This window comes from Eubacterium sp. BL-380-WT-2B (genome assembly GCF_009696115.1).
Taxonomy (GTDB): domain Bacteria; phylum Bacillota; class Clostridia; order Eubacteriales; family Eubacteriaceae; genus Eubacterium; species Eubacterium callanderi.
In genome coordinates this window covers 141412-161015 of record NZ_VUMP01000008.1, presented here as the reverse complement: position 1 = coordinate 161015, position 19604 = coordinate 141412, and the positions used below count along the sequence as shown (strand labels likewise).

General features: G+C 45.6%; 16 protein-coding genes. All 16 read right to left on the bottom strand.

Annotated elements, in window-relative coordinates; translation table 11 throughout:
* Positions 1-8: 8 nt before the first annotated feature.
* The 16 genes from pstA to FYJ53_RS16720 all read right to left on the bottom strand — a co-directional run bounded on the left by pstA (position 9) and on the right by FYJ53_RS16720 (position 19600).
* Positions 9-1214 carry a phosphate ABC transporter permease PstA gene (gene pstA, locus FYJ53_RS21915; RefSeq protein WP_013381026.1) on the bottom strand — a complete coding sequence of 402 codons (1206 nt, stop codon included), beginning with the start codon at positions 1212-1214 and terminating at the stop codon, positions 9-11.
* A 5-nt stretch (positions 1215-1219) separates the two neighbouring features.
* Entirely contained in the window at positions 1220-2101 is an 882-nt protein-coding gene (gene pstC / locus FYJ53_RS16790) for a phosphate ABC transporter permease subunit PstC (protein ID WP_013381027.1), read from the bottom strand.
* Between the two features lie 47 nt (positions 2102-2148).
* On the bottom strand, positions 2149-2985 hold the full coding sequence (locus FYJ53_RS16785) for a phosphate ABC transporter substrate-binding protein (RefSeq protein ID WP_148430099.1): 837 nt from the start codon (positions 2983-2985) through the stop codon (positions 2149-2151).
* Between the two features lie 364 nt (positions 2986-3349).
* Positions 3350-3991 carry an AAA family ATPase gene (locus FYJ53_RS16780; RefSeq protein WP_013381029.1) on the bottom strand — a complete coding sequence of 214 codons (642 nt, stop codon included), beginning with the start codon at positions 3989-3991 and terminating at the stop codon, positions 3350-3352.
* 14 nt (positions 3992-4005) lie between these two features.
* On the bottom strand, positions 4006-5418 hold the full coding sequence (locus FYJ53_RS16775; protein ID WP_013381030.1) for an MATE family efflux transporter: 1413 nt from the start codon (positions 5416-5418) through the stop codon (positions 4006-4008).
* 388 nt (positions 5419-5806) lie between these two features.
* On the bottom strand, positions 5807-6541 hold the full coding sequence (locus FYJ53_RS16770) for a flavin reductase (protein ID WP_227930331.1): 735 nt from the start codon (positions 6539-6541) through the stop codon (positions 5807-5809).
* 179 nt (positions 6542-6720) lie between these two features.
* Entirely contained in the window at positions 6721-8388 is a 1668-nt protein-coding gene (gene ilvB, locus FYJ53_RS16765) for a biosynthetic-type acetolactate synthase large subunit (protein ID WP_013381034.1), read from the bottom strand.
* A 103-nt stretch (positions 8389-8491) separates the two neighbouring features.
* Positions 8492-10150 (bottom strand): dihydroxy-acid dehydratase, encoded by a 1659-nt coding sequence (gene ilvD, locus FYJ53_RS16760; protein ID WP_148429197.1) that lies wholly within the window; start codon positions 10148-10150, stop codon positions 8492-8494.
* Between the two features lie 17 nt (positions 10151-10167).
* The gene (gene leuB / locus FYJ53_RS16755) at positions 10168-11229 is read right to left on the bottom strand and encodes a 3-isopropylmalate dehydrogenase (protein ID WP_148429199.1); all 1062 of its coding nucleotides are present in this window, start codon (positions 11227-11229) and stop codon (positions 10168-10170) included.
* Positions 11230-11303: 74 nt separating this feature from the next.
* Positions 11304-11795: a 3-isopropylmalate dehydratase small subunit gene (gene leuD, locus FYJ53_RS16750; RefSeq protein ID WP_013381037.1), complete on the bottom strand. Its 492-nt coding sequence runs from the start codon at positions 11793-11795 to the stop codon at positions 11304-11306.
* A 16-nt stretch (positions 11796-11811) separates the two neighbouring features.
* Positions 11812-13074 (bottom strand): 3-isopropylmalate dehydratase large subunit, encoded by a 1263-nt coding sequence (gene leuC, locus FYJ53_RS16745; protein WP_013381038.1) that lies wholly within the window; start codon positions 13072-13074, stop codon positions 11812-11814.
* Between the two features lie 22 nt (positions 13075-13096).
* Positions 13097-14692: a citramalate synthase gene (gene cimA, locus FYJ53_RS16740; protein ID WP_148429201.1), complete on the bottom strand. Its 1596-nt coding sequence runs from the start codon at positions 14690-14692 to the stop codon at positions 13097-13099.
* A gap of 116 nt (positions 14693-14808) precedes the next feature.
* Positions 14809-15798, bottom strand: a complete 990-nt coding sequence (gene ilvC / locus FYJ53_RS16735; protein ID WP_038351264.1) for a ketol-acid reductoisomerase — start codon at positions 15796-15798, stop codon at positions 14809-14811.
* Between the two features lie 574 nt (positions 15799-16372).
* On the bottom strand, positions 16373-18265 hold the full coding sequence (locus tag FYJ53_RS16730) for an alpha-amylase family glycosyl hydrolase (protein ID WP_013381043.1): 1893 nt from the start codon (positions 18263-18265) through the stop codon (positions 16373-16375).
* A gap of 56 nt (positions 18266-18321) precedes the next feature.
* The gene (locus tag FYJ53_RS16725) at positions 18322-18930 is read right to left on the bottom strand and encodes an ABC transporter ATP-binding protein (protein ID WP_090414380.1); all 609 of its coding nucleotides are present in this window, start codon (positions 18928-18930) and stop codon (positions 18322-18324) included.
* Positions 18920-19600: an ABC transporter permease gene (locus tag FYJ53_RS16720; RefSeq protein WP_243144003.1), complete on the bottom strand. Its 681-nt coding sequence runs from the start codon at positions 19598-19600 to the stop codon at positions 18920-18922. The genes FYJ53_RS16725 and FYJ53_RS16720 overlap by 11 nt, the downstream gene beginning before the upstream one ends.
* Between the last annotated feature and the right edge of the window lie 4 nt (positions 19601-19604).

The window sequence follows — 19604 nt, the reverse complement described above, 5'->3', positions numbered from 1 at the left end:
AACCTCGTCTATTTTTTATGGGCAACATCCAGCTTGTCCGCTGCCAGCCTCGATAAAATATTCAATACAATAACGATCAATACAATGACAATGCCAATGGCACAGGCCAGCTCAATGTTTCCCTCTTCCTTAGCCACATAGTAAGCCTGAACCGTCAGTGTGCTTCCCGGTGAAAACAGCGTTCCTGGGATCTGCGCAACGGTCCCTGCCGTCAGCAGCAGCGCTGCCGATTCGCCAATTACCCGGCCAATACTCAGGAGCACCGCGGTCACAATACCAGGAACCGCTGAGGGCAGCACGACCTTAAACACCGTCTGAAGCTTCGTCGCGCCAAGGGCCAGGGAGCCTTCACGATAACTGACCGGAACAGTCTTAAGGGCTTCTTCTGTGCTTCTTATAATAACCGGAAGCAGAATAATCGCCACTGTTAAACTGCCTGACAGTAAAGATATCTGAAATTTCAGGGCGACAACGAAAAACGCCATCCCAAAGAGACCAAAAATAATCGACGGAATACCTGAGAGACACTCTGTGGCAAACCGGATCGCGTTGACCAGTCTGCCGGGCTTGGCGTATTCAGTCATGTATATGGCCGCCAAAATACCGATTGGCAGCGCAATGATCAGTGACAGAAACACCATATACAGTGTTGTGATAATATTGCTGAAAATGCCACCGCCAGGGTTGACCACCTTCAGCTTGAGCGTACTGCCGCCATCATCGACCAGCTGGGCAATTTCCTGCAGCGATAAATCTGCCACGTCAGCGCCATCCACGCTTTCCAGTACATAGTCTGTTTTGACCGCTGTGCCTTTGCCGGTTGTGTCCTTCGTGGCGTTTAAGCTCGAATCTTTTTCGATATAACTGAAAATCACCTGCTTGTGCTGTTCGTTTCTCTTTGAATAGTCGACCTTCATAATGGCCGCCCCTAAGGACTCGATATAAAGCGGCTCGCCATCCGGCGTTTCATATTTTTTGTAGTAATCCGATTTTGACAAAAGATCCGCCTCATTGATCGAGAGGGGAACCTCTTTCTTTTCCGCCATCTGATAGCCGACCTTATCGTTAAAATCTCGGGTGATAAAGTTCCAGTCCACCATGCCAATCCCTTTTACAAAGATAAAACCAATGATAAATAATAAAATACCAAGAGTAATGGCTGTGGCAGCGTAAATAATTCCTTTTACGCAATTGTCTTTTACTTTTCTGCTCATGCTCCTCAGCCTCCAATTTTTGATTCGACAAATTTATTAACGATAAAATTGATGATCATAATAAATACAAACAGAACCACACCTGTAGAGAACAGAAGCTGCTGATGTACCCCAGAAGCATAGCCCATTTCAAGGGCGATATTGGTGGTTAATGGCCGGATCTGGTCAAAAATACTGGTGGGAATGCCAGCGATAGGATTACCGCATACCAGCATAACCGCCATGGTCTCACCAATCGCCCGGCCAATCCCCAAAATAATACCTGTGATAATACCCGATCTGGCCGCTGGGATAATCACCTTGAAGATGGTCTGGATCTTAGAAGCGCCCAGGGCCAGGGAGCCCTCGCGGTATGCGTCTGGAACTGCGGATATGGAGGTTTCAGAGATACTGACCACTGTCGGCAGGATCATGACTGCCAAGACAATGATCGTCGCTAAAAGGGATTCGCCCTGGGCCATAGGCGAAATTTTAAGTACATAGGGCACAATGATCCCAAGACCAAAAACACCGTACAACACTGAGGGAATACCGGCCAGCAGTTCAACGGCAAACCGGACTATTTTTCCAATCCGTGTGCCTGCCAGCTCGGAGATAAACACAGCTGTCAACAGTGCGATGGGAACGCCAATGGCAATGGCCCCCAGGGTCGCGTAAACTGAGCCGACAATCATGTAAAAAATACCATACATGTCTGATCCCGGCCGCCATTCTGTCCCTGAAATGAACTTCCAGAAGGAATAAGAGCCGTTAACAAAAGGCTCCAGCCCGTTGACAAACACATAGATGGTAATGGTAACGACGCTGATGATCGATACAAGGGCGCAAAGTAAAAAAATCTTTTCAACAACTTTCTCGCCTACTTTGGTTTGTTTCTTTTCTTCCAAGTAAATGATCTCACTTTCTTAAAGAATTTTATTTTAAAAGCAGAACCCTATCTTACGCTGATTCCACCATTTTTTTCTACAATCGTCTGTCCCTCGTCTGTCATAATAAAATCAAGAAAAGCTCTGGTCTGCGGTGTGAGGTTTTTTTCATTATAAAGCGCTAAAAATGGCCGTGACAAGGCATAGCTTTCATTCAGCACATTTTCCATGGTCGCCTCCACCCCGTCTACCCTGAGCGGTTTGACGGACCGGTCCACAAAGGTAATGGACACATAGCCGATGGCATTGGGATTTGCTGAGACTGTGGACTGAACATTTCCGTTGCCTTCCTTGACTGTAGCGCTGGGCTTCAGCTGTTCTGTAAAATCCAGAAGCTCTTCCACCGCGGTTCGTGTTCCGGCGCCGTCTTCTCTCGACACCACCGCTATAGGGCGGTCTTCACCGCCGACTTCCTTCCAGTTTGTAATCTTTCCGGTATAAATCGCCTTAATCTGATCTTTTGTCAGATCTTTTACAGGGTTCTCGTCATTGACGATTACCGCAATACCGTCATAGGCAAATATCAATTCAGTCAGATCTGTCTTTTCAGACTCCTTGAGCTCTCTGGACGCGCATCCAAAAGAATACGTGCCATTTGCCGCGTTTTTAATGCCATCGGAAGAGCCTGTGCCGCTATAGGTAAATTTTACTGCCGGATGCAACGCTCCAAATTCCGCGCCCTCAGCGTCTATAATTTTTTGAACAGAGGTGGAGCCCCCTCCATTTATTTCTCCTGAAATTTCACTTGAATAAGAGGGCGTCACCTCATTACCGCAGCCAGAAAGCGAAAAAGACAGCAGAACCAGCACTGTCAATGCCGCCATCCAAGACAAAGATCTTTTCATTATTCATTCTCCTTCATGATTAACCTAAATTTAACATTACGGTAATCATATCAAAGAAAGCCGCCGGATTCGTGCAGAGAATGTTAAGCCAATGTTAAAATCAGGTTAAATCGCACCACTTACACTCCGGTTTATCACGCGCGGTATTTTGCCTTAAATCTTCGTTTTTCTTATCTGATCAAAATCTTGTTTTTCTGTTCAGGACTCTTCAATTATAGCGAACCCATGTTAAGAGCGTATTACGAACAGGTTAAGGCTCAAAAATGTCACGTTTTCATAAAACTTTTTTGATTTGACACCATATTTCCTTTATACCCAAAAAACAAAAAAGCCCATTGGAAATCTCCAATGGGCTGCAAGATTTTTAACCTCTTGCTTTTTTTCGTATATTTCGTTTTTCAATAAAAGCCTTAATAATATCCACACAGCTGTCTTCACCTAAAGCACCGCTGTTCAGGCACAGGTCATAGTTATCTGCCTGTCCCCATTTTTTGTCAGAATAATAGCTGTAGTAGTTGCTTCTTCTTTTGTCAATCTTTTTAACCGTCTCCTCAGCCTTCTTCAGATTTAAATCATAGATTTTAGATACCTGATTAACCCGCTCCTCAAAATCGCGATGAATAAAGACATCCACAGTATCCTCATCATCCCTGAGAACATAATTTGCGCAGCGTCCCACGATGACACAGGAGCCTTCGGCTGCAAATTTACGAATCACATCAGACTGGGCCAAAAACAAACGGTCGGTCATTGGCAGCTCAACGGTTGGTGAAAAATGCCCGGCACCAAAGAATGAACTGGTGGCAATGGAATACAACAGGGAGTTGGTTGGAGTTTCTTCCAGATCCTTAACCATTTCCGGATTAATACCGCTTTCCTTAGCGCCTTCATCAATAAGCTCCTGATCATAAAACGGAATCTCCAGTGCTTTTGCCAGTTTCTTACCAATGTTTCTTCCTCCGCTGCCAAACTGACGGGCAATGGTTATAATAATACGTTCACTCATGTCAGCTTCCCCCTTTATTCATTGATTTCTAATTCTAGTTTACCTGTTTTTGCCAATAAATTCAAGTGTTTCATTTCAAACATGACTAAAATCAAGGCTAACAAAAATGCCATGGCATCTGCAATCGGCCCTGCATATAGGGCGCCGGTGACACCCGTAAAGGCGGGAAGAATGATAAACAGCGGTATCAGAAAAAGAATCTGCCTTGACAGCGAAATCAAGGTAGCCTTTAACGGTTTACCGATGGCCTGAAAAAAGATCGAGGTTACCATCTGAAAACCGTTTAAAAAGCAGACTGACAGAAAAACACGAAAGGTCCTGAGTGCAAAATCATTGTACAATGCGTCCTCCTGTCCAAAAATATTGACGATGCCCTGTGTACAAAATTGAAACAGCACAAATCCGATACAGGCAAACACCGTCGCAATTCCCGCAGACATAAAAAAGGTTTTCTTCACACGATCGTAATTCTGAGCTCCGTAATTATAACCAATGATTGGCTGTGAGCCCACGCCGATTCCAATAAGGATGGACATCAGAATCTGGTTTACCTTCATGACAATACCAATGGCAGATAAAGGGATCTCCGCGCCATATGGAGACATTGCGCCGTAATATGCCAACACATTGTTGGTCACAATGACGACGACCGTAACTGCCAGCTGGTTTACACAGCTTGAAATGCCAAGCGAGCAGACCATCTTGCAAATTTTTCCCTTTAGCTTCAGATACTCTTTTTTTAAGGTAATATTTTTAAAGCGCACCAGATAAAACATCGTAATGACAAAGGTGGCAATCTGTCCAAGAATTGTCGCAAAAGCAGCACCCGAGACGCCCCACCCAAAGATAAAAATAAATACCGGGTCCAGAATAGTGTTGATAATAGCGCCTACAATCATAGCAGCCATCGAAAAACGCGGACTTCCGTCTGCACGAACAACTGAATTTAACCCCGCGCCCACCAGTACAAAAGGCAGACCAATAACGATAACGCGGGTATAGGCTTCAGCATAAGGAAAAACAGTTTCCGTTGCACCAAACAGATGCAGCATCGGTTTTAACAAGAGCATCCCAAAAACAAAAAAAAGAATTCCAGCAATCGTCAGCATGGTAATCGTATTTCCCACACCTCTGGCGGCTTCCTCATTTTTCCCTTCGCCCAGCTTCAGACTGAAATAAGCCGCACACCCGTCACCGATAAGCAACGCGATGGCCAGAGAGATGGTTACCAGCGGAAAAGCCACATTTGTGGCGGCGTTTCCAAGGTATCCTACCCCCTGCCCAATAAATATCTGGTCAACAATATTATAGAGTGCATTGACAAGCATTGACACAACGCAGGGCACTGCAAATTTAGCGATAAGCTTTCCGATTCGCTCAGTCGCAAAATACGAACTATCCTGTTTCTTAATCATTTCTTCCGACATACTTTTTCCTCTCTTCTTCTTAAGTAAAAGCTAGTTAATGGTTTCATGTGAAACTAATTATAAATTTAAAACTGTTTAATGTCAAATGAAAAATAAAAAAAATCCGTCATCATGACGGATTCAGCATATCAAAAACCTCAAGAGATGGAGCCTTTTACCGAAGGAAGAAAAAGGTGTCCTGCGGGCACTGCATTTACACCTGTATTTTCTTCAATAAAAAAGACGCTTAATCTCCCCAGTGTCCGGCATTTCTGGTAAAAAGGCGTGATTCCCGACCGTTTACCGCAGCGCTTGGACCCTTTTTCTTATCTGGATAAAGGGCGCAGTCTCGGCCTGCGCCACTTCTTTGGCAGATTGAATCCGTCATCATGACAGATTTATAATTTTCTTACCGCGTTGCCCGGTAATACGCATAGGTCATAGGCTCTGACTTGTGAAAAGCTTCGCCGCCGACAACTTTGCCGATAAACATATTGTGTGTTCCAAGGTCAACCGTTTTTTCTACCTCCAGCTCAATAAAGCATAAGGTATTTGGCAGGCCAGGACACCCTGTTTTTTCACCTGTAATATAAGAAACATCTTTAAATTTATCTACGGTGTGACCACTCTGAAAACCAAAATGCGTTACCAGATCATGGTTATTCTGGCCAAGGACCGAAACGCCAAACACACCGGATTTTTCGATCATTTCAGCTGTGCGGGTTCCTTTGTTAATGCACACACTGCCGCGCAGCGGCGTGTCCGTAATCTGAATGAAGCTGTTCGAGGTCATGCCGTTAATTTTGTCCCCATCCTTTGAAGAAATGATATATAATCCATAGCTGACATTAAACAGCAGGCTTTGCAGCTTATCCTTTTCTTCTTTAGAAAGACCATCCTCGGGCTCATCCTCTACCAGCACAAATTTATCCGGTCCCACGCCACAGATCGGGCATTTTTCCGGCGGTGTATCCCCTTCATGAATATAATTACAGACTGTGCAGCGCCATCTTTTAGGCTTTTCTTCTTCAATTAATTCAAATTTATCCGGTCCCACACCGCAGATCGGGCACTCCGCGGGCGGTGTATCCCCTTCATGAATATAACCGCAGACCGTACATCTCCATTTTTTCAAAGTATTCACCACTTTCTTTTAATTTTCTACTCTCAATAATAAAACATTTTAGAATAATTTTAATTTAAAAAACAGTCTTTGTCAATTCTATTATATACCCATTTTTACTTTTTATAAACAAACAACGAAATATTCTCATATTTTTCCATTTAAAAAAAAGCCTCATTAAAGAATGAGGCTTTTTCCGATTATTCATAATAAATTTCATCAATTGGTTTTCCAGCCGGAACCATCGGGTATACACCCTCTTCCTTGGAAATATTGCAATGAACAAGCACCGGCTCCTTCATATCTTTGATCTTTTCAAGCGCATCATCCAGCTCTTCAAGGCTGTTAACCTCAAAGCCCTTGATGCCGCTGGCAGCCGCCAGCTGAAGATAGTCCGTAGTTCCCTGATCTAAATCGGTCTGGGCATAACGTTTTTCATTGAAAAGCTTCTGCCATTGACGCACCATGCCAAGCGTCTGGTTATCAAAGAGGAATATCTTGATGGGCAGGTTATAACGCTTCACCGTAATAAGCTCCTGACAATTCATACGGAAGCTTCCATCGCCTGCAACCAGGATAACATCTTTATCCGGTTTAGCAAGCTGAACACCCACCGCAGCGCCTAAGCCAAAGCCCATGGTGCCAAGCCCGCCGGAGGTAACATATTGGCCTGGGAATTTAAATTTCCAATACTGGCCAACCCACATCTGATGCTGGCCAACCTCGGTTACAACATAAGCGTCCTTGAAAACATCGTTGATATGCTCCAGCATATTTTTAGGATTGTATTCATTTTTAGGCCGTTCAGGCAGCGGCCATTCCGCGATCTGTTTATACCATTCAGGATGCTTCTTCTCTTCCACCAGCTTAGAGAGCGCTGGCAGCACATCCTTGATATTAGCCTGAATATGAACATTAACCTGAATATTCTTTTCAAACTCTGTCGGGTCAATATCAATGTGAATAATTTTTTTATCCCGCATAAATTCATTAATATTACCGGTTACACGGTCACTGAAACGGGCACCTATGGCGATCAGGGTATCACAATTGATCACCGCTAAGTTGCACTCCTGAGAACCATGCATTCCGACAAAGCCCAGTGAAAGCGGATTATCTCTCGGGATACAGCCCAGGCCCATCAGGGAATTAGCAACAGGAATCCCAGCTTTTTCCGCAAAAGCGACCAGCTCTTCGCTTGCGCCAGATTTTAAAACACCGCCGCCGGCATAGATCATTGGCCGTTCAGCACGGTTAATAAACTCCGCGGAACGAACCAGCGCGTCGCGGCTCGGCGTTGGAAAATAGTTTACAGGCTTCCGCTCATCGCTCAGAGGAACATACTCTGTTTCAGTCATAAAGATATCTTTTGGGATATCAATGACGACAGGACCCGGCCGTCCTGTAGATGCAATGTTAAATGCCTCGTAAATGGATGGCGCCAGCATGGAGACATCTCTTACCTGAAAGCTGTGCTTTGTAATCTGCATCGTTACGCTGACAATATCAATTTCCTGAAAAGAATCCTTTCCTAACAAGGATTGTGCCACTTGTCCGGTAAAAACAACCAAAGGCACAGAGTCCAGATAAGCATTGGCAATTCCGGTAATGGCATTGGTGGCTCCCGGACCAGATGTCGTAATCGCAACACCCACCTTGCCGCTGACACGGGCATAGCCGTCAGCCGCATGAACACCATTTTGTTCATGACATGGCTCGATCTGAGCAATTTTATGATCCATCCGGTAGAAAGCATCAAAAAGTGGTATGACAACGCCGCCCGGGAAAGAGAAAACATGTTCAACTCCCAATTCTTCGAGACAGCGTACGACAATCTCTGATCCTAATAATTTTTCTGCTTTTTTCATAGTTCTCTCCTCTATTTCTCTGGTTAACGGCAAATATAAATCAATCGTACTGCCTAAAATAATATCTGGCAGTACGATATTTTATAAGAGCCGCTAGCCTTGACTATTCTAAAATAGCTCCCTTATTTGCAGAAGACACAAGCTTTGCATAACGGGCCAGGTAACCCGTTTTAATTTCCGGTTCTTTTGGCGTCCAGCCCTCCCTGCGTTTAGCCAGTTCTTCCTCACTGACCTTCAGCTCAATGCTGCGGTTAGGAATATCAATGGAAATGATATCGCCTTCCTCTACAAAAGCGATTGGGCCGCCGGCCGCCGCTTCTGGTGAAACATGACCGACACAGGCGCCTCTGGTGGCGCCGCTGAAACGGCCATCTGTAATCAACGCAACAGAGCTGCCAAGCCCTCTTCCCATGATGGCAGAAGTTGGATTCAGCATTTCGCGCATGCCCGGGCCGCCTTTTGGTCCTTCATAGCGGATAACCACTACATCGCCAGCGTTAATCTGATCATTATTAATGGCCTCCTGTGCTGCTTCCTCGCTCTCAAACACTCTGGCAGGGCCTTCATGCTTGAGCATTTCCGGTACGACCGCGGACTGCTTAACCACACAGGTATCTGGTGCCAGACTTCCTTTCAGAACCGCAATACCACCGGTTTTGCTGTAAGGATTTTCGACAGGGCGAATAACCTCAGGATTCAGATTACGAACCCCTTCGATATTTTCGCCCACTGTTTTTCCTGTGACCGTGATTAAATCTGTTTTTAACAGACCAAGCTTGTTGATTTCACTCATAACCGCATAAATCCCACCAGCGGCGTTCAGGTCTTCCACATAGGTATGGCCCGCAGGCGCCAAATGACACAGATTCGGTGTTTTCTCGCTGAGCTCGTTGGCAATTTCCAGATTCAGATCCACACCACATTCATGGGCAATCGCCGGCAGGTGCAGCATCGAATTCGTGCTGCAGCCCAGTGCCATATCCATTGTCAATGCGTTTCTGAAAGCATCCGCTGTCATAATATCCTTTGGACGAATATCCTTTTCGAGCAGTTCCATGATCTGCATACCCGCGCGTTTTGCCAGACGCAGACGTTCGGAATAAACGGCCGGGATTGTGCCGTTACCCCGCAGACCCATCCCCAAAACCTCAGTCAGGCAGTTCATGCTGTTAGCAGTATACATCCCCGAGCAAGAGCCACAGGTCGGGCAGGTGTTACATTCATATTCTTCCAGTGTTTCCTGAGACATTTTCCCAGCAGTATAAGAGCCTACCGCTTCTGACATACTGGAAAAGCTTGTTCTCAGATCACCTACCCGTCCGGCCAGCATTGGGCCGCCGCTGACGAAAATAGCAGGCAGATTAAGGCGGGCTGCCGCCATTAAAAGTCCGGGAACATTTTTATCGCAGTTCGGAATCATTACCATAGCGTCAAAGGCGTGGGCCATTGCCATGGCTTCGGTAGAGTCGGCAATCAGATCTCGGGTAACCAGAGAATATTTCATTCCCTGATGGCCCATTGCTATTCCATCACAGACAGCGATTGCTGGAAATTCCAGGGGAACGCCGCCAGCCAGACGAACGCCGGCTTTTACGGCTTCTGTAATTTTATCGAGATTCATATGCCCCGGAACGACTTCATTATAAGAGTTAACAACACCAATCAAGGGTCTTGTCATTTCTTCTTCAGTCAGGCCAAGCGCTCTCAGAAGCGCCCGTTTCGGCACATTCTGCATTCCTGATTTTACGGAATCACTACGCATAATTTTTCTCCTTATTATTATAAATTAGAAATAATTCTCTCACCCATTTCGACACAGCCGACAACATTGCTATTGTCACCGGCAATATCGCCAGTGCGGTAACCCTGGGCAAGTGTCTTTTTCACTGCCTCCTCAATATTATCTGCCTCGTCCGAAAGGCCTAAGGAATAGCGCAGCATCATTGCAACAGACAGCACTGTGGCAATCGGGTTGGCCTTATCCTGCCCAGCGATATCTGGCGCTGAGCCATGGATCGGTTCATACATGCCAAACTTGCCTTCACCCAGGCTGGCCGAGGGCAGCATCCCAATCGACCCAGTAAGCATGCTGGCCTCATCGGATAAAATGTCGCCGAAAAGATTTCCTGTCAAAATAACATCAAACTGGTGCGGATTAATGACAAGCTGCATGGCCGCATTATCGACATACAGGTGATCCAGCTCGACATCTGGATATTCCTTGGCAATTTCAAGAACCACTGAACGCCAGAAGCGTGAGGTTTCAAGGACATTTGCCTTGTCGACACTGGTTACTTTTCCGCCGCGCTTTTTCGCGCTGTCAAAGGCTACCCGGGCAATTCTTTCTACCTCTGGCCGTGTGTAATTCATTAAGTCAGAGGCGCCGAAATCGCCGTCTTTTTTCTTTTCTCCAAAATATACATCGCCAGTCAGCTCACGGACGACTAAAACGTCCAGGCCATCGCCAATAATCTCAGATTTTAACGGCGAAGCGTCTCTCAGTTCTTCAAAAAGCATGGCTGGTCTCAGGTTCGCGAACAGGCCAAGAGCCTTGCGAATGCCTAAGAGGCCGGCCTCTGGTCGCTTGTCCCCTGGCAGGTTATCCCACTTTGGACCGCCGAGGGCACCTAACAATACAGCGTCACTGGCTTTACAGATATCCACCGTTTTCTGCGGAAGCGGTGTGTCGCAGGCATCAATAGCTGCGCCCCCTGCCAGAACTTCTGTATAGTCAAAGGTATGATTGTACTTTTCACCAATTTTATCCAGCACTTTCATGCTGGCTTCTACGATTTCAGGACCGATTCCGTCCCCTTTAATAACTGCTATTTTATAATTCATTGATTTTTCTCCTCTGTAACCTACTCAATTTTTTTCAAAGCACAGGCTGGAAATCCAGCCTGTATATAATGAAGCTAAATGAGATTCTCGTTGACGTAATTTACCAGGCCGCCTGCTGCGATCAGCTTCTGCATAAATTCAGGGAATGCCTGTCCCTGGAAGCTCTGTCCCTTGGTCACGTCAGTGATAACGCCAGAGTCGAAATCCACTTCTACTTCGTCGCCTGCTTCAATCGCTGCCACCGCTTCCGGACATTCCAGAATCGGCAGCCCGATATTGATGGAATTGCGATAAAAAATACGCGCAAAGCTATTGGCGATTACACAGGAGACGCCTGAGGCTTTGATGGCAATGGGCGCATGCTCTCTTGAAGAGCCGCAGCCAAAATTATCATCAGCGACGATGATATCGCCGTCCTCCACGCGTTTTATAAAATCCTTATCAATATCCTCCATACAATGCTCCGCTAATTCCAGAGGATCGCTGGTGTTCAGGTATCTTGCGGGAATAATAACGTCTGTATCAACATTGTTGCCATATCTAAATACTTTTCCTTTTGCTTTCATGATGCGTTCCTCCTTTTTATAATTCTTCTGGTCCGGCAATACGGCCCAGGATAGCAGATGCCGCCGCAACCTCGGGGCTCGCCAGATAGACTTCCGAGTCCACATGGCCCATGCGTCCGACAAAGTTACGGTTTGTTGTGGAAACACAGCGTTCTCCCGCTGCCAGAATCCCCATATGTCCGCCCAGGCATGGCCCGCAGGTCGGTGTGCTCACCGTTGCGCCCGCTTCAATAAAGTCTTTTAAATATCCCGCTTCCATACAATCCAGGTAAATCTGCTGAGTTGCTGGAATAATCAAAACACGGATTCCTTTGGCAACATGCTTACCGCGCATCAGATCTGCGGCCTTTTTAAAGTCTGAGAAACGTCCATTGGTGCATGAGCCGATAACAACCTGGTCAATCTTAACCGGTTCAGTAATTTCATCAACGGTTTTAGTGTTTTCAGGCAAGTGCGGGAATGCCACCGTAGACTTGATATCTGCCAGATTAATATCGTACACAGCGTCATACTCGGCGTCGGCGTCTGCTTCAAAGGCCTTGTATTCCTTGGTGGAATGTTCCTTCATATATTCGATGGTCTTATCGTCGACAGGGAAGATACCATTTTTACCGCCAGCTTCAATGGCCATATTTGCAATGGTGAAGCGATCATCCATCGTCAGGCTTGACACACCCTCTCCGGCAAATTCCATTGATTTATAAAGCGCACCATCCACACCAATCATTCCGATAATGTGAAGAATCAGGTCTTTTCCTGAAACACCTTCTTTGAAAGCGCCAGTCAGATTGAATTTAATGGCAGACGGCACCTTAAACCAGGCTTTACCGGTTGCCATACCAACCGCCATGTCGGTAGAACCCACACCGGTTGAGAAAGCCCCAAGCGCACCATAGGTACAGGTGTGAGAATCTGCCCCAATCACGACATCGCCGGCAACAACCAGCCCCTTTTCCGGCAGCAGAGCATGCTCTACACCCATTTCGCCGATTTCAAAATAGTTGGTGACATCCTGCTCACAGGCAAAACAGCGCACCTGTTTGCACTGCTCCGCAGCCTTAATATCCTTGTTCGGCGCAAAATGGTCTGGGACCAGCGCAACCTTGTCTTTGTCAAAAACGGTTTCCTTATTAATATTTTTAAAAACATTGATGGCTACCGGTGAGGTAATATCATTCCCCAACACCAGGTCCAGGTCTGCCATGATCAAATCACCCGGTTTTACGGATTCCAGACCAGCATGTGCCGCCAATATTTTCTGAGTCATTGTCATACCCAAAATGATCACTCTCCTTCTTAATTTATATAAATTTAAACTCTTTCAATTTTCTTTCCATATCGTTGAGAAGCTTGTACTCAATCGAATCGATTAACGCGATAAGGCTGGCTTCAATAACGTCAGTGGAAACGCCGACGTTTGTCCAGATATCCTCGCCATCTGTGCTTTCGATTAAAACACGGACTTTCGAGGCTGTCGCGCCTTTATCAATCACGCGGACCTTAAAGTCTGTGAGGCGAACCTCCTTAATTTTGGGATAAAAGACCTCCAGAGCTTTTCTGAGCGCTTTATCCAAAGCATTTACAGGGCCGTCACCTTCAGCAGCGTTGATTTCAGACTGTCCCTCAACATTGACCTTTACAACGGCAGAAGCGCTGAGTGCCCGGCCTTCAACAGGCTTTTCACCGATGGTTTTAAAATCTTCAATCTGAAAAAACGGCCGGTATTTTCCAAGTTCTTTGCGAATCAAAAGCTTGATACTGCTCTCAGCACCTTCAAATTGATAGCCCTGATACTCGAGCTCTTTAATTTTGTCCATCACCCGCGTGGTTTCTTCTGATTTTTTTGTCAGGCTTGGATCAATTTCATTGATCAGCTGGATAATGGTACTGCGCCCGGCAACCTCTGACATTAAAATCCGCCGCTGGTTCCCTACAGACTCTGGTGGAATATGCTCAAAGGAAGTCGGCGCTTTTAATACCGCGTCAATATGCATGCCGCCCTTATGAGCAAAGGCGCTTTTACCCACAAAGGGTTCTCGCCCGGACAAAACATAATTGGAAATTTCCGCGATACGGATGGCCGAGCTGGTCAGCTTTTCCATTGACTCTGGGCTCAGGCAGTCATACCCCAGCTTTAGCTGAAGATTGGGAATAATCGAAGAAAGATTGGCGTTTCCACATCGTTCTCCATAGCCTAAAAAGGTTCCCTGCACCTGTCTTGCACCGGCCTGTACTGCCATAATACTATTTGCTACGCCCAGACCACTGTCATTATGGCAATGAATGCCGACGGCAATGCCGACTTCACTGGCAACATGCTTTACAATCTCCATGATTTCCATGGGGAGAGTACCGCCGTTGGTATCACAAAGGGCGACGCATTCGGCTCCGCCGCGCTCAGCTGCTTTCAGAACCTCAACAGCATATGCCGGGTCCATCTTGTAGCCGTCAAAGAAATGTTCTGCGTCAAAGGTTACAGCTTTTCCATTCGCTTTTAGAAAAGCCATCGTATCCTCAACCATCGCAAGATTTTCGTCCAGTGTCGTTTTAATAATCTCTGTGATATGAAAAGGCCACGCTTTTCCAAAAATAGCAACCGCCGGTGTATCCGCCTGGATAATCGCCTGGAGGTTTGCATCATCTTCCACATCAATGCCGCTTCTTCTTGTACTGCCAAATGCGCACAGCTTTGAATGCTTCAGTTCAATATCCTTAACGCGTTCAAAAAACTCGATATCCTTTGGATTTGATCCCGGGTTGCCCGCTTCGATGATATCAATGCCTACCCGGTCCAGCGTTTCCAGCACCCGGATTTTATCCTCTACAGAAAAGGATATTCCTTCTGCCTGGGCTCCATCCCTAAGGGTAGAATCGAATAAAATTATTTTTTCGGACATTCTTGTTCCTCTTTCTACTCTCCGTTACGAAGGGATTTTAGCAATTTGTTTATTTTATGAAAGAAGGCAAAAGGATAACCTTCTGCCTTCTTGGTGAATAAGCGTTAACTGGACAATCAGTCAGCCCAGGTCATCATCTTTCTCAATTCTGCACCGACTTTTTCAAGCTGCTGTTCGGACTCAATCCGTCTCTTCGCATTAAAATATGGTCTGCCGCATTTGTTTTCAAGTAACCAGTTTTTAGCAAAAGTACCTTCCTGAATGTCTCTTAATACTTCTCTCATGGCTTCTTTTGTGTCCTCGGTAATGATCTTTGAGCCTGTGACATAGTCGCCGTATTCAGCAGTATCAGAGATGGAATAACGCATCATGGAGAAACCACCCTTGAAGATCAGGTCAACGATCAGTTTCATTTCGTTGATACATTCAAAGTATGCGCTTTCCGGTTCGTAGCCGGCTTCTACCAATACTTCAAAGCCTGCCTTCATCAACGCTGTAACGCCGCCGCATAAAACAGCCTGTTCGCCAAATAAATCTGTTTCTGTTTCTTCGCGGAAGCTGGTTTCAAGAATACCGGATCTCGCACCGCCGATAGCTTTTGCGTAAGCCAATCCGATATCATGAGTATTACCAGATGGGTCCTGCTCAACGGCAATCAGCATTGGAACACCTTCACCCTTTTCAAACTGGCTTCTTACAGTATGACCCGGAGCTTTTGGCGCGATCATAAATACATTTACGCCTGCCGGTGGAACAATCTGTTTGAAATGGATGTTAAAACCGTGAGCAAATGCCAGGTAGTTGCCGTCTTCCAGATTTGGTTCAATCTCGGTTGCGTAAATCTGAGCCTGTTTTTCATCTGGAAGCAATACCATGATGACATCAGATTCTTTTACCGCTTCGGCGACAGTTTTGACTGTAAGGCCCGCTGCTTCAGCCTTAGGCCAGGATTTGCTGCCTTCATATAAACCGATGCGCACATCCACTCCGGATTCTTTCATATTTAAAGCGTGAGCATGTCCCTGGCTGCCATAACCGATAACAGCTACTTTCTTACCATCTAATAAACCTAAATTACAATCTTTGTCATAAAATAATGTTGCCATTTTTTTAGTTCCTCCTAAAAAACTCTTAAGAATAATTTTTTATATAAAAAAACCGCCTCTTTGTATACAATTCTGTCATTGTATAAAAAGAGGCGGATAATATATACATATCCACGGTACCACTCTTCTTTAAAACAGCCTCACGGCCATTTCCTCTTCAGGTCGGAACAGACATCTGTCTTTCTTAACCCTAGTCATTTAACGCTGACACTCCTGTTACAGGATAACGGCTTCCCCTACTAGTTTGGTAAACTTTCAGGTCAGCAGCTCGCAAGTGAGTATTACATACCCCTTTATTGTTGGCATCACACCATTCGCCAACTCTCTGGAATAAAGACCTACGGTATCTTTCTCTTGGTCATAGCTGTTAGATATTTTTGATGTTGAAAAGATTATATCTGTTTCTAAAACCTTTGTCAACACTTATTTTTGCTTGTTTTAATTTTAACAACCTGAAACCGCTTACCCCCAATGGAATTATTTTTATTTTATCACTTTAGAGGCTTAAATCTTAAAAGCACAGCGAAAAGACTTTTATTTTACTATGCCTCTTTCCGCTGTGCCATTGTTTTATCTAACGGTTATTTTGAAAAAAACGTTCAAGCAGTTCCTGGCATTTCTCCTCACAGATACCGGAATAAATTTCCGTTGCATTTGAAAGCATTGGATGCTTTCCCAACTCTGCCGTTGTCTCGACACCGCCAAACCGCGTTTCCCATGTCCCGTAAACCAGTTTCCTGATTCGGCTTTGAATAACTGCCCCCATACACATGGGGCACGGTTCCGCTGTCACATAAAGTTCACAGTCGTCCAGACGCCATCGTCCAAGTTTTTTTGAAGCCTCACGAATAACAAGCATCTCGGCATGTGCCGTTGGGTCCTGCAGCGTTTCTTTCTGGTTGTGGGCCGCTGCTATGATCTCTCCATTGTGCAGGATCACTGCCCCAACAGGCACCTCACCTTCTTCGATGCCCCTTTCAGCCTCCTCTATTGCTTTAGACATAATATCCTGCATGGTCATCCCTATAGGAATTTCAAGAGTCTGGTCGCATTTCTCCTCTCGGGATTTGATCTCCCCAGCGGACTGCTCTTCTGCTTGGCTGCTGCTTGGCTGTTCTGTTATTTCCTCGACGACAAGACCGCAGCTCTCAGCTGCCAGCACACGTCCGGAATCTCCAGGGATTTCAACACTGCCGTCACACTCCACAATTTCGTCGTTGTACAGATCCCTGAACTTTCCTCTCAAGTCATGGTGCTCAACTCTGACAGAATTCTCCTCGCTGTTAAACAGGGCGTAGACCTGTTCATTTTCAAAACGCCTCATGAATCCCATTTGCTGCGATTTTACAAATAATTCTTTATAATCGCCATAACGGATGGCTCTCGACGCCCTTCTAACCGCAGCCATACGGCAGATTTTCTGATATAAATCACAGTGCTCGTCAAAATGCATGCTTTCATAATTTGGTCTGAGCGGCGCGTCTGTCCCATTCCCTTTTACACCCTTGGCGCCCTGTTCGCTGCCATAGTAAATCGAAGGAATCCCCGGCATGGTATAAAGCATCAGATAAAGCGGATACAACCACGCTTCACGGGTCAGGGTTGAGGCCACCCGGTCTACATCATGGTTGTCCACAAAATTGAAAGTATAAAAGCTTTTGTAAATGCCATACTCGCCAAAAAGGCGGTTCAGGGAAAAGGAAATCTCAAAGTAGTTTTTGGTATTCAGGCTGGAATACAACCCTTTGTAGTCCTCATAATTGGTTACAGAATCAAGATGCCCCTCCTGTACCAGCACATTATAATCGCCGTGGACACTCTCACCGACAAACCAGAAGTCCTGCTTCAAATTTTTGGAAAAATCACTAAGCTCTCTTAAAAACTCAGTGTTCATAACGTTGGCAGCATCCATCCGGACGCCGTCTATATGAAATGTTTCAATCCAAAAACGCATGACTTCTTTTAAATAATCCTTTACCTCTGGATTATAAAGGTTCAGTTTGACAAGATTGTCATGCCCCGCCCAGTTTTCATAGCTAAGGCCATCGTTAAAGCTGTTATTTCCCCAAAAATTAACGCCGAGGAACCAATCTTTATAACGCGAGTTTTCCCGGTTCTGTTTCATATCCTGAAAGGCAAAAAAATCCCTTCCTACATGATTAAAAACACAGTCCAGCACCACCTTAAAACCACTGTCATGGAGTTTGTTCATAAGCGCCGCTAAATCTTCATTTGTGCCCAGACGCCTGTCAACCGTATAATAGTCTGTTGTGTCGTATCCATGCGATACTGAACTGAACAGAGGCCCAAGCAAGATCGTATTAATGCCCAGCTTTTTTAAGTATTCCAGAAGATTCTCTATTTTCCAGAGGCGGTGCTTTGTTTGTCCGCACTGCTCCTGGTATTCTTCAGCTCCGGCAAAGCCCATCGTAAAAATGTGATATACATTAAAGTCGCCAAAATCCATAAGGTTCCTCCTGTTAATGCTGTTTTCTTTTGATTATAACACTTTTTCCTTTAATATTATGTAATTTTCTCAACCTTAACAGGTTTTTCTTTTAATAAATATATCGCATCGCAGATCTTTGTAAGCTCATTCCGGTTATGGCTTACATAGATAACTGTTTTGGGATCTTGCCGCCAAAGGCGTTTGAAATCTTCAGCCATACGGTCCTTAAGCTCATAGTCCAGACTGCTGAAGGGCTCATCCATCAACAACAGGCTCGAAGGATAACAAAAAGCCCTGGCTATGGAAACACGCTGGCGCATTCCGCCGCTCAGAGCTTTTGGATAATAATCTGCATACTCTGCCAAGCCCACCATTTCAAGAATGGGTGCCACGGTCGATTCCTGCTCTTTATCCAGTACAAAGCACAGATTTTGTTTAACCGTCCGCCAGGGTAAAAGGCGGTCCTCCTGAAAAATATAAGAAACCTTCCCATCCTCTACACCTTCAATAATGCCGCTGTCTGGAGCTGTGACGCCAGCCAGAAGGTTCAGCAGCGTGGTTTTTCCGCTGCCCGACGGCCCCATAATTCCGGTGATCTTATTTTCTGGAAATTTTATACTGAAATCACGATAAATCACTTCATTTCCATAAGCCTTTGTCAGGTTTTCTATTTTAATATCCATAATCGTCACCGGCCTTTATTTTTCTCAAAAACCAAACAGTCAGTTTTTCAAGGGTAAAACTGCATATTACGACAATCAGCGTCCATGAGAACAGCGTCTCTGTTTCCAGATATACTTTAGCATAGTATAAATTCATCCCCACAGACGGGAGGGCATTGGCTAAGACCTCAGAGGTTACGGTTGATCGCCACCCCATTCCGATAACATTCATTAAAGCAGAAGCGAAGTAAGGCTTTAATGTGGGCAGATAGATATCTTTTAATACACGCTTAAAGGGCACATGGTACAGCGCCGCCATCTCCAGAAGGTTTCTGCTGGTATTTTGGATGCCCTCCACCACATTCGTCCAGGTAATGGGAAAACAGACAAGAAAGGTGACCATCAGCGGTACCCAGCCTGACTTGATCCAAAGGTTAATCAAAATACTGACCGACACTACCGGCAGCGTCCTCACAACTGTGACAAACGGCAGCATCAGTTCATAAAGAACACGGTTAAGACCGCTGAGCATTCCGACCACTGCCCCAAGCGCCACAGAGACAGCAATCCCGCCAAAAACCCGGATTAAGGTCATTCCAAGATCTTCAAAAAATCCGGCTTCACCAACGACTCCAGCCACACCGGTCAAGGTTGTCCACGGCGATGGAAGAACGAGGCTGTTTCCCACCATACTG